Annotated in this window: 9 protein-coding genes; 8 read left to right on the top strand and 1 reads right to left on the bottom strand. The window is 64.8% G+C overall.

Features of this window, described 5'->3' with window-relative positions; genetic code table 11:
* The first annotated feature begins 9 nt into the window (after positions 1 to 9).
* The 5 genes from AC0IZJ_RS15195 to AC0IZJ_RS15175 all read left to right on the top strand — a co-directional run bounded on the left by AC0IZJ_RS15195 (position 10) and on the right by AC0IZJ_RS15175 (position 7948).
* Entirely contained in the window at positions 10 to 1860 is a 1851-nt protein-coding gene (locus AC0IZJ_RS15195; protein ID WP_471851239.1) for an O-linked N-acetylglucosamine transferase, SPINDLY family protein, read from the top strand.
* 14 nt (positions 1861 to 1874) lie between these two features.
* Entirely contained in the window at positions 1875 to 4256 is a 2382-nt protein-coding gene (locus tag AC0IZJ_RS15190; protein ID WP_471851237.1) for a type I secretion system permease/ATPase, read from the top strand.
* Positions 4253 to 5461, top strand: a complete 1209-nt coding sequence (locus AC0IZJ_RS15185) for an HlyD family type I secretion periplasmic adaptor subunit (protein WP_471851235.1) — start codon at positions 4253 to 4255, stop codon at positions 5459 to 5461. Before AC0IZJ_RS15190 ends, AC0IZJ_RS15185 begins: the two co-directional genes overlap by 4 nt.
* 94 nt (positions 5462 to 5555) lie before the next feature.
* Complete coding sequence (locus AC0IZJ_RS15180; protein WP_471851233.1) at positions 5556 to 6974, top strand: TolC family protein; 1419 nt, start codon at positions 5556 to 5558, stop codon at positions 6972 to 6974.
* 26 nt (positions 6975 to 7000) lie between these two features.
* Entirely contained in the window at positions 7001 to 7948 is a 948-nt protein-coding gene (locus AC0IZJ_RS15175) for a class I SAM-dependent methyltransferase (RefSeq protein WP_471851230.1), read from the top strand.
* A gap of 151 nt (positions 7949 to 8099) precedes the next feature.
* Here the strand turns inward: AC0IZJ_RS15175 and AC0IZJ_RS15170 are convergent, their stop codons facing one another.
* On the bottom strand, positions 8100 to 8738 hold the full coding sequence (locus tag AC0IZJ_RS15170; RefSeq protein ID WP_471851228.1) for an acyltransferase: 639 nt from the start codon (positions 8736 to 8738) through the stop codon (positions 8100 to 8102).
* A 91-nt stretch (positions 8739 to 8829) separates the two neighbouring features.
* Here AC0IZJ_RS15170 and AC0IZJ_RS15165 point away from each other — a divergent pair, with 91 nt between their 5' ends.
* From AC0IZJ_RS15165 to AC0IZJ_RS15155, 3 genes are read left to right on the top strand one after another with little or no spacing between them, the layout of a single operon-like run.
* A complete protein-coding gene (locus tag AC0IZJ_RS15165; protein WP_471851226.1) occupies positions 8830 to 10014 on the top strand; it encodes an SDR family oxidoreductase in 1185 nt (394 codons plus the stop codon).
* Complete coding sequence (locus AC0IZJ_RS15160) at positions 10011 to 11774, top strand: HAD-IIIC family phosphatase (protein WP_471851223.1); 1764 nt, start codon at positions 10011 to 10013, stop codon at positions 11772 to 11774. Before AC0IZJ_RS15165 ends, AC0IZJ_RS15160 begins: the two co-directional genes overlap by 4 nt.
* Positions 11775 to 11776: 2 nt before the next feature.
* Complete coding sequence (locus AC0IZJ_RS15155; RefSeq protein ID WP_471851221.1) at positions 11777 to 12022, top strand: acyl carrier protein; 246 nt, start codon at positions 11777 to 11779, stop codon at positions 12020 to 12022.
* Positions 12023 to 12164 lie beyond the last annotated feature (142 nt).

Genomic DNA, 12164 nt, shown 5'->3' with positions numbered 1-12164 from the left:
CGCATGGACATGTCCACACCTCCCACCGCCCAGCCTGAAGGCCTTGCGCTCGTCGAGCAATGGCTGGAGCTGGCGCGCAGCGGGCAGTGGCCGCTGCCGCAGGTCATGGACGCAGCATCGCGCCTGCAGCAGGCGGGCGCCGCCGACGCGGCCTGCGTGCTTTACCAAAGCTGGGTCGCTGCCACGCCCTCGCCGCTGCGCTATGTGGCCTGTTTCAACTGGGGCGCCATCCTGGGCGACCAGCGCCGGCATGCCGAAGCCGAGAGCGTCTACCGCATGGCGTTGAGCGTCGCGCCGCATTTCGCGCAGGCCCGCCTCAACCTGGGCCACCAGCTGGAGCACCAGGGCCGCGAGGAAGAGGCCCTGGCCGAATGGCGCACCGTCTATGAGAACGAAGCGCCCGAAAGCCTGGGCGCCGAGCCGCTGAGCCTGCGCCTGCACGGTTTCAACAATGCCGCCCGCTTGCTGGAGCAGCTCAAGCGCTATGACGAGTCCGAGGCCTTGATGGTGCGCTCGCTGGAGCTCGACCCGCGCCAGAGCGACGTGGCCCAGCATTACGTGCACATCCGCCAGAAGCAATGCGCCTGGCCGGTCTACAAGACCGTGGGCGATGTCACCCACAACCAGTTGCTGATGAGCACCTCGCTGCTCGGCATGCTGGACGAAAGCGACGATCCGGCCCTGCAACTGCTGACGGCCCAGCGCTTCGTCTACGAGAAGGTCGCCAAGGTCACCGACGCGCCGCTGCACAAGGGCAGAAAGCGCGAGGGCAAGATCAAGGTCGGCTACCTGTCCGGCGACCTGCACATGCATGCCGTCGGACTGCTGTCGGCCGAGCTCTACGAGCTGCACGACAGAGCCAAATTCGAGGTCCACGCCTTCAGCTGGAGCCGTGAAGACGGCACGCCGCTGCGCGCCCGCCTCAAGGCCGCGATGGACAGCTACACGCCGCTGCACGGCGTCACCGACCGCCGCGCCGCCGAGCTGATCGCCGAAGCCGGCATCGACGTGCTGGTGGACCTTCAGGGCCTGACCAGCGGCGCCCGCCCGGGCATCCTGGCCCACCGCGGCGCGCCCATCCAGGTGAGCTACCTGGGCTTGCCCGCCACGTCGGCGCTGCCCGGCGTGGACTGGATCCTGGCCGACCGCTTCGTGATGCCGCCGGAGTCGCTGCCGTACTACACCGAAAAGCCGATCTATCTGCCCAACAGCTACCAGGTCAGCGACCGCAAGCGCGTCGCCAGCATGCCGCCGACCCGCGCCCAGGCCGGGTTGCCGCAGGACGCCTTCGTCTTCTGCGCCTTCAACAACAACCACAAGATGAGCGAGCAGGTCTGGCGCTGCTGGATGCGTGTGTTGCGCCAGGTGCCGGGCAGCGTGCTGTGGCTGCTGGCAGACAACCCGTTCGCCCAGGCCAACCTCAACCGCGTGGCGGCTGAGGAGGGTGTGGCCCCGGAGCGCCTCGTCTTCGCGCCACGCGCCCAGCCTACCGATTACCTGGCCCGCTTCACGGTGGCCGATCTGTTCCTGGACACCTTCCCCTACAACGCCGGCACGACGGCCAGCGACTGCCTGTGGATGGGCACCCCGATCCTGACCCGCTCGGGCAAGACCTACATCTCGCGCATGGCCGGCAGCCTGCTGACGGCGGTGGGCCTGCCGGACCTGATCACGACGACGATCGAGGAGTACGAGCAGCGCGCGGTGCAGATCGGCAACCAGCCGGCGCGCGCCGCTTCCTACAAGCGTTACCTCGCCGAGCACGGCCACAGCTCGCCGCTGTTTGACATCCCGGCCACGGTGCGCGATATAGAGCGCGAGTTCGAGCGCCTGGCGCTCGACGCCCGCAGCAAGCCCTGATCCCGCAAGTCCTGATGACGCGCCAGCACGATCCCTTCTTTGACGGCCAGCCGCAGGCGCCGGGCCTGCGCCTGGCCGCCAATGGTGAGCCGCCGCCGCCGCCGGACCCGCTGCAGGGCCTCGCCGACCAGCCCGCTGGCGACCCGTTGCTGCAGGCCCTGGCCTGGCTGACGCGCCACCACGGCAAGCCGCGCTCGCCGGAGTCGCTGCGCGCCGGGGCGCCCGTGGACGGCGTGCTGACGCCCGACGGCGCCATCCGCGTCATGCGCGAGGCGGGCTACAACGCCGGCCTGCTGCGCAAACGCATCGACGAGATCAACGCGCTGCTGCTGCCGGCCGTGCTGCTGCTGGGTGGAGGGGACGCCTGCGTGCTGGTGCGGCGCCTGGATGACCCGGCCGCGGTGGGCGCAGGTGCCTGCCGCTACGAGGTGGTCTTCCCCGGCCCCGAGGCGGCCGCGGTGCCGGCCACGACGGCCGAGCTGGAGCCCGAATACAGCGGCTTCATGCTTGCGGTGTCGCCGCTGGAGTCGGCGCACTCGGCGCGCGTCGAGTCGCCCATGCTCAAGCTGGGCGACCGCGGCCTGGGTGCGCACTGGCTGTGGGGCACGCTGAAACGTTTCGTGCCCTATTACCGCGCCTCGATGCTGGCGGCCCTGCTGTCCAACGTGCTGATGCTGGTGTCGGGCCTGGTCACGTCGGTCATCTATGACAAGGTCATTCCTCACCAGGCGATGGTCACGCTGTGGACGCTGGCCGTGGGCGCCGCCGTTGCGCTGCTGTTCGACCTGTTCGCCCGCCAGTTGCGCTCCCACCTCATCGACCTGGCCGGCCGCAAGGCCGACCTGATCATCGGCGCCAAGCTCTACCGCCAGACGCTGGGCGTGCGCATGGAGCACAAGCCCGCCTCGGCCGGCTCCTATGCCCACTACCTGGGCCAGGTGGAGATGGTGCGCGAGTTCTTCACCGGTGCCACGCTGTCGGCGCTGTCGGACCTGCCCTTCCTTTTCATCTTCATCGCCATGACCTTCGTCATCGGCGGGCCGCTGGGCTGGGTGCTGGTGCTGGCGGTGCCGATCATCATGGGCGTGTCCTGGGCCATGCAGGGCGCCATGCGCCGCGCCATGCGCACCAACATGCAGGAGACGGCGGACATGCACGGCATGCTGGTCGAATCCCTCGAAGGCCTGGAAGACCTGAAGACCTCGGGCGCGGAAGGCCGCTTCCTGCGCCGCTACGAGCACGCCACGGCGGTGGTGGCCGAAACGGCGCTCACGTCGCGCGCGCTGTCCAGCTGGAGCATGAACCTCTCCAGCACGCTGCAGCAGGCGGTCAACCTCGTCCTGCTGGTCTGGGGCGTCTACCTCATCCACGACGGCCAGATCAGCTCGGGTGCGCTGATCGGTTCGGTGATGTTTGCCAGCCGCGCCGTCGCGCCGCTGGGCAGCCTGGTGAGCCTGGCCACCCGCTACCAGGGCGCCCGCGCGGCCATGCTGTCGCTGAACCAGATGATGGATGCGCCGGTCGAGCGCGACAGCACGCGCAACTACGTGCCGCTGGGCACGGTGACGGGCAAGGTCGGCCTTCATGACGTGGGCTTCTCCTACCCGGTGGCGCCCACGGGGCACGGCCCGGCACCAGCCGCGTCGGCCGAAGGCACCGCGCCCAAGGTGCTGCGCAACGCCACCATGCGCATGGAAGCCGGCGAGCGGGTCGCCATCCTGGGCCGCATCGGCAGCGGCAAGTCCACCATCCTGCGCATGCTGGGCGGGCTTTACCAGCCCACCGAGGGCATGGTCGAGGTTGACGGCATCGACCTGCGCCAGGTCGACCCGGCCGAGTACCGCGCCCGCGTCGGCTTTGTCAGCCAGGAGCCGCGCCTCTTCCTGGGCACGCTGCGCGACAACGTGCTGATGGGCCGCGCCCACCTGGACGCCAGTCGCCTCGTCGAGGTGGCCAAGCTGACCGGCCTGGACCGTGTCGTCGCCGCCCATCCGATGGGCTGGGACCTGCCGGTCGGCGAAATGGGCCAGTTGCTGTCCGGCGGCCAGCGCCAGCTCGTGGCGCTTGCCCGGGCCCTGGTCACCAAGCCGCAGATCCTGCTCATGGATGAACCCACCAGCTCGATGGACGCGCAGAGCGAGATGGCCTTTCTGCGCCAGCTGCGTGATGCAGCGGGCACCGCGACGCTGGTTGTCGTGACCCACCGCCCGGCCGTGCTGGAGCTGGTGCAGCGCATCGCCGTCGTCGACGGCGGCCGCATCGTCATGGACGGCCCGCGCGACCAGGTGCTGGCAGCCTTGTCCGGCGTGCGCCCGGCTTCGTCGGCTTCCGCCAGCGCCGAAGGTGTGCACATGCATCCATCGGCGCAGCCCGTGCAACGTTCCGCGAGCGTATGACCGCAAAGGCCCTGACAAAAGAGGAAGGCCTGTTCGTCAGCGCCATCCACGCTGCCCAGATCGACGAACCGTTGCCGCGCACGACGTGGGCGCTGTACCTGCTGTGCGTGGTGGTGACGGTCGGCATCACCTGGTCGGCGCTGGCCCACGTTGACGAGATCACGCGCAGCGATGGCCGCATCGTGCCGGATGGGCGCGAGCAGGTCATCGCCAGCCTGGACGCCGGCATCCTGCGCGAGCTGAAGGTGCGCGAAGGCCAGGAGGTGCAGGCCGGGGAGGACCTGGTCTACCTGGACCCGACCCGCGTTGAAGCCCAGCAGGCCGAAGGCCAGGTCAAGGTGCTGGCGCTGAAGGCCGCGGCCGCCCGGCTGACCGCCGAGGCCAATGGCAGCGGTGCCATCCGCTGGCCGGCCGACGTGGACACCAAGGCCCGCTATGCCCAGGCCGAGGTCGATTCCTTCGAGGCGCGCAAGCGCCTGCTGGACGAGGCCGTCTCCGCCATCAACCGCAGCCTCGGGCTGATTTCCAAGGAGCTCAAGCTCGCCCAGGACATGTCCAGGAGCGGCCTGATGAGCGACGTGGAAGTGATGCGCCTGAACCGCCAGGTCAACGAAATTCAGCAGCAGCGCACCGAGCGCATGTCGCGCTACCGCCAGGAGGCCAGCCAGGATCTCGTGCGTGTGCAGAGCGAGCTGGCACAGCTGGACGAGCAGATGGTGGTGCGCCAGGACGCCATGACGCGCACGGTACTGAAGTCGCCTGTGCACGGCGTCGTCAAGTCCGTCAAGATCAGCACCATCGGCGGCGTCATCGCCAGCGGTGCGCCCATTGTGGAGATCGCGCCCATAGGTCCGCAGGTGCTGGTGCAGGCCCGCATCAAGCCGAAGGACATCGGCTTCATCCGCCTGGGCCAGACGGCCGAGGTCAAGCTGGCCGGCTATGACTTCAACACCTACGGCGGCCTGGAAGGCAAGGTCACCTACATCAGCCCGGACGCCGTCACCGCCGAGAACGACAAGACCGGTGAAGGCAACTACCGCGTCATCGTCACCGCGGACCGCAACAACCTCAAGTACAAGGGCGGCAAGCTGCCTGTCATCCCGGGCATGACGGCGCAGGTCGAGATCAAGACCGGCGAACGCTCGGTGCTGAGCTATCTGCTGCGGCCCATGATGAAGTCGCAGGAAGCGCTTCGCGAGCGTTGATCGTCAAGCGCTGAGATAACGCGCTGACAAGGCCCCGCGCGGGGCCTTTTTCCGGGCTTTGGGTGGGAGCCACCGATGGTCTAGTGACGGGGCCATGCTGTATCCCCTTCGTCATCTTCTCGTCCTCGGCCTCGCCGCCCTCGGCCCCCTGGCGCTCGCGCAGACGCGCCCGTCCAAGCCCGCCGCACCGCCGCCTGCCCCCGTGGCCGAGGCGCCGGCCGGCCAGGGTCGCTGCAACGAGGAAGACGCCGGCCTGTCCCGCCTGGGCCGCGACATGAACGCGCTCGAGACCAGCACTGGCGACCCGAGAGCCGCGTTGCAATCCCTCATCGACACCACCCTGCAGCGCAGCAAGTCGCTCGGGGCTGTGCGCCTGCTCGCAGAGGCGGCCCGGTCGGACGTGGAGGAGACACGCGCCCTTGGCCTGCCGACAGCCACGCTGAGCATCAGCGGCAACGCCTTCCACCAGGGCGGCAACGGGGTCAACTCCCCACGCCATGGCCAGTTCGGCGCCACGCTCAGCGCCGGCATGCCGCTGTGGGACTTCGGCCGCGTCGAAAAGTTGACCGCCTGGCGCAAGGAGCTGGCGGAGGTCGCAGCCCAAGGCCAGCGCAGCGCCGAGGAGCAGTTGTCGCTCAATGTCGTCAGCCTGGCGCTGGACCGCAGCCGCTATGTGTTGCAAGGCCAGGTCTACACGCAGTACGTGCGCAAGATGGCCTGCCTGGTCGATGCGCTGGAGATCATCACCAAGGCCGACCGTGGCCGCGCCAGCGAGTGGGTGCAGGCGCAGAAGAGCCTGCAACAGGCTGACCTGTCGCTGGAGCAGACCATGTCGGCACTGCGCCAGACCGAGGTGCGCATGAAGCGCCTCGTTGGCGAGCCCTTGCCCGCGAGCGTGGGCATGATGGCCACGCTGTCGGTGGTGCCGGACCTGCAGCAGATGCAGTCCGACATCCTGCTCGGGCCTGACGTGGCACAGGCCGAGGCGCAGGCACGCTCGCAGCGCAACTTTGCCGAATCGGTGTTGGCGGGCCAGAAGCCCAGCGTCAACGTGACCGGCAGTGCCAGCGCGCTGCTGCGCGCCGGTGGCCCGTCGCCCAGCGACCGTTCCACTGACATCGGCGCGGGCGTGTCAGTCACCATTCCCATCCTGCAGCCCGGCGCGCAGGCCCAGGCCAATGCCGCCGTGCAGCGCTACCGCGCGACCGTGCTGCAGCGCGACGAGGCCATCGAAGCCAAGCGCTACCGGCTTCTGGAGATGCATGAGGTCGGCACATCCGCTCTGGACCGCGCCCGCCGCATCGTCGAGATCCTGCGCAACAGCGACCGCGTGCGCGCCTCGACGCTGCAGCAGTGGCAGCAGCTCGGCCGGCGCTCGCTGTTCGACGTGATGGCCGCCGAGGGCGACTACTACTCCATGCGCGTCGCGCACGTCAACGCGATGTTCGACGCCCAGCAGATCGTGTCGCTGATCTGGAGCATGGGCCGCGGCGTGTCGACGCCGCTGCGTTAAAACACCATCTCACCGAGGGGACACCCATGATTTCCGAAGAAGCGCTTGCGTCCGTGCTGAACGACTGGTGGTACTACAGCGTGGAGCTGGCGCCGGGCGTCGTCACCCAGGGCGCCGACACGCCGCGCACGCCCATGCTGCCGCGCATGATGATGCGCCGTTGCGATCTGGCCGGCATGGACTGCCTGGACATCGGCAGCATGGAGGGCCTGATTCCCGCGCTGATGAAGCGCAAGGGCGCCCGCAAGGTGCTGGCAACCGACGCCGTGCCGCACTGCCTGAAGAAGATGAACGTTCTCAAGCAGGCCTACGACGTCGATTTCGACTTCCAGCAGATCGGCCTGATCTATGAGCTGAGCCAGAAGCTTGCCGGCCATGGCGGCTTCGACTTCATCAACCTCTCGGGCGTGCTGTACCACGTGTTCTCGCCGCTGCACGTGCTGGCGGGCGTGCGGCCGCTGCTGAAGAAGAACGGCCTGATGGTGGTCTCCACCAACGTCATCAAGCGCGGCGACCACACGCTCACCTACAACCACCAGGGCGGGTTGCAGCGCGAACTGAATACCTTCTGGTACCACTCGGTGCCGATGCTGGAGCACCTGCTGCGCACCTTCAAGCTCGTGCCCATCGACTTCCTGTTCTGCCCGCACACGGACGTGAACATGAACAACTATGTGCCGGGCCTGGCCAGCGGCTACATGTCCGTCGTCTGCCGTGCCGTCGATGACACGGACGGCCAGGAATCGGACCTGTGGACCTCCAAGATGCGCCAGGCATCGTGGGAGTACATCGGCCTGTGCAACTCGGCCATGCTCGAAGCCCAGCCCGTCTCGCAGATCCGCTACACACACCCCGCGCCGATGGACTCGCGCGGCCTGACCCTGATGGCGCACATCGACGAGCCGCAGCGCATCGTGGCGACCGTGGACGACCCGATCGACTCGCAGACGCTGCGGTTGGCTGACATGTCCTGAGGGCCTTGGTATTGCGGGCCGAGCGCCGGGCCGCTCCCAAGCCGGCCCGCCCTTGGCGATGAGCGTGTGGCTCAATGCCGCACGCATCGCCGTCCCCTCGAGGGACCGACCAGATTCGCTCGCGTTCAGCGACGCGAGGCTGGGCGAGGGGCTATGTGACTCTGCCCATCACCCGTGCCGGATTGCCCGCCACGATGGACATCGGCGGCACCACCAGACCGAGCACCACAGAGCCGGTCGAAATCACGCTGCCGTCGCCAATCTGGCTGCCTTTGCAGATGGTGACGCGCGCACCGATGAAGACGTCATCGCCAATCACCACCTGCTTGGTGCTGCCGTCGGCCAGATGCCGCTTGCCCATCTCCATCTCATGGAAATTGCTGTCCATGATGAAAGCCTCGCCACCGATCTGGCAACGCGCCCCGATGCGAATGCCGGCGCCCTCGGCAATCAAGGTCGAGCCGTTGTTGAGGATGGTGTGTTCGCCCAGTTCGATCACCGCTTCAGGCGTGCGCGCATCGATCGTCGTGCAACCGTAACTGCCGGGCGACGCGGTCCAGCCAAACAGCGTGGTCGAGGCCAGCTTGATGCGCCCCTGGCCTTTGAACAGCGTCGGTGTCTGGAGATTGACTGTCTTTTTTTCGCTTGGCGCCGACGTGCTGACGTCTACGATATGTTTGTCGGAAAGATGGAAAAAATAATGAATCAAGAGCCCGCGCACCAAGCCGTCGAGAATTCTTGGTTCGGTGCCGCTGATCAGCGCCTTGTAGCGGTCTATTTTGAGTGCCATACCGTCTCTTGCTAGCTGAGCCTAGATTATGCAATCATACGCCGGGCAGGGTTTCGGTCAACGCGAATCAACCTGAAAGTGCGCCGCAGTCATGAGTAAATATGCGTCCATCGCTGTAGGCGATAAGGCCGAACTCTCGCATTCGATCACGCAGCAGGATATCGATCACTTCGTGCAATTGACGGGTGACGACAATCGTCTGCACATCGATGCCGGCTTCGCCGAAACGACGGTGTTCAAGAAGCCGGTGGCTCACGGCATGCTCGGCGCCTCTTTTATCTCGACTGTGATCGGCACCAAATTGCCCGGCGATGGGGCCTTGTGGTTTTCGCAAAGCCTCGAATTTATTCTGCCGGTCCGCATCGGTGACACGATATTCGTTCGTGCCGAGGTGGTAAAGAAGCATGACCGCGAAAATATCATCGAACTGAAGACCGAGATATTCAACCAGCACAAGCAGGTGGTCACCACCGGTTTGGCCAAGGTGAAGATCATCGAGCCACAGGTTTTAGAGCTTGCTGCGATACCTCCGGTTCGGCGCAAGATCGCCTTGGTCGTCGGGGCAAGCGGCGGCATTGGGCGGGCGGTATGCCGGCAGCTGGCTGAGGATGGCTTTGATATTGCGATTCACTATCATCGCAACCAAGAGGCCGCACAAAAGCTTCAGTCCAGCCTGACGGAGTCGGGTGTTCAATGCATCAAATGCAGCGCCGATATCGTCGACCCGGCGCAGACTGCCGAATTGGTAGCACAGGTCACGAGAAAACTGGGCCCGTTGACCGTGGTGGTCAACTGCGTCACGCCAAAGATACCGCTCATCAGTGTGGCGGCGCTGGAGTGGAGTGATATGCAAGCGCATCTGGATACCGATATCCGCGGCCTGCTGAATATTGTAAAGGCGGTGCTGCCCTCGTTCGAGACGGCCAAGTACGGCAAGATCATCAACTTCGTCTCGCAGGCGGTTGAAACGCCGTCTGCAGGGTGGCTGCATTACATCACCGCGAAATCGGCCGTGCTGGGCTTTTCCAAGGCGCTGGCGGTGGAATTGGCCCCCAAGGGCATCACCGTCAATATGGTGTCGCCCGGCATGACGGATACCGAGCTGATCGCCGAACTGCCCGAAAAGGCGCGCCTCCTGGTGGCGGCGAAAACTCCGTTGCGCCGGCTTGCCAAGCCGGAAGATATAGCGGGCGCCGTCAGCTTTCTGGCGTCGACGAAGGCGGACTATCTGACGGGCGAGACGATCCGGGTCAACGGCGGGCAGGTGATGCTATGAGCGCGGCTCAGGAGCTCAGCCTGTCTGAGATGCTGGCGAGTATCAAGGCCTTGAAGGATACGGCAAGCCTTTCAATCAACATCAATTTCCTGAGAAATCTCACGATTGAAGGCATTGAGCCCTATGTGAGCTATCACGGCTTGCAAGCGGGCATCGCACCAGCCGTCAGGTTTGGCGAATATGACAGCGTTCAGCAAGAGATCCTGAACAAAGACTCTCATCTGTATCGCAGCGCGCCGGAATTGATTGTCCTCGCTTTGCACCTCGACACGTATCTGCCGGACGGGTGGAGCAACCCATGGTCGGCCGCCGAGGTGATGGCTGGCTTGGCAGCGTTGTACGAGGGCGCCTCAGCCGATACTTCGGCACTCATTCTGGTCAATACCTTTGTCCCTCCCACCGAGCCGGATTTCGGCATCAGCGCGGCGCGCGGCCTGTTCAGTCATCATGACGAAGTGTTGCGCCTGAACCAACTGATACGCGACTATGTGGCAAGCAAGCCGGCGCGATTGCTTCTGAGCGATTGGGAACGTTATTTGCGGCAACTAGGTGCCGCCGAATCGTTGGACTACCGGTTCTGGTATATGTCCAAAGCGCCTTTCAAGAAGGCGTTTCTCAATCTCTATGCGCTCGACATCATCAAGATCGCAAAAGCGCTGAAGGGCCGGGCAAAAAAATGCCTGGTGCTGGATTGCGACAATACGCTATGGGGTGGCGTGATCGGTGAAGACGGGCTGGGCGGGATCAAGCTTGACAGGCACAACTATCCGGGCAACGTGTTTTACGAGTTCCAGAAGAGCGTTCTTAGCCTGCATCGGCGTGGCGTACTGATTTGTCTTGCCAGCAAGAACAATGAGCAGGATGTCTGGGATGTGTTGGACAAGCACCCGGATTGCCTGCTCAACCGCGAGCATTTGTCGGCCTGGCGCGTGAACTGGGATGACAAGGCAAGCAGCCTTGCCGGATTGGCGGCCGACCTGAATATCGGCATCGACAGTTTTGTTTTTGTCGATGACAACCCGATGGAGTGCGGGCTGATCCGCGAAGCGCATCCCGCGGTGACGGTGTTGCAGGTGCCGGAGAAGCTCTATTTGCTGCCGCAGTTGCTGCGAGCGAACAGCCTGTTCGATAGCTTGGCTGTCAGCGGTGAAGATCTGCGGCGCTCGCAGATGTACCGTGACGAGGCCAGCCGCAAGCAGAGCCAGGCCAAGTTTGAAAACATGGAGCAGTATCTGGCTTCATTGGCGATTGTCATCTCGGTCCATCCGGCAACGCCTGGCGAAGTGCCGCGCATTGCGCAGCTGACGCAAAAAACCAACCAGTTCAATCTGACGACGCGGCGTTATTCAGAAAGCCAGATCGAGGCGATGTGCAACAGTGCCGATTTTGCGGTGGTGAGCCTGTCCGTGCGCGACCGGTTTGGCGACTCCGGATTGACCGGTTTGTTGATCGCTCGAAGGGATGGGGCGGTAGGCGTCATTGATTCGCTGATGCTCAGTTGCCGCATTCTCGGCCGCCATATCGAACGCGTATTTGTGGCTCGCGCCTTGGAATTGCTGACGCCAGCGCTTGGAGTGTCGAGCTGGCAGGCCGAATATATTGCGACGCCAAAGAACGAGCAGGTCGCTGGTTTTTGGCCTTCGCTTGGTTTTGCGACGGTGGAAAATGCTGGAGCCGCTGGGGTCCGATACGAATTGTCGCAGTCGCCGCAATCAGCGCTTGCACTGGCGCCGCTGTCTTACATCAAAGTGACGGAGTGAACATGAGTTTGTCAGACCAGAAATTGAAAGAAGTCCTGGCCCGCGTGCTGGACGTCGACGTGGCTGAAATTACCGAAGCTGCTTCTAAGGACACGCTCGAGCGCTGGGATTCGCTGCGGCATATGAATCTGATCATGGCCATCGAGGAAGAATTCGGCGTCGAGTTGTCCGGCGATGAGGTGGCCGATTCGGTCAACTACCAGTTGATCCGGATCGCGCTGAAGGAGCACGGCGTCAGCTTCGCCTGAACTGGGCCTTGATTCAGCAGCTGACTGCTCGCTCGCGCCCTGCAATCGGCGAGATCATCGGCAGCTTCGGCGGAAGGGTTCGACCCATGAAAGGTCTTGAAGGATGACTGTGCAAGATGGAACTGGCGCTCGAGCGGTGCCG

Source organism: Roseateles sp. AC306, from assembly GCF_979253795.1.
Note: the sequence above shows the minus strand (reverse complement) of the source record. Positions and strands in the feature narration are given on the sequence as shown.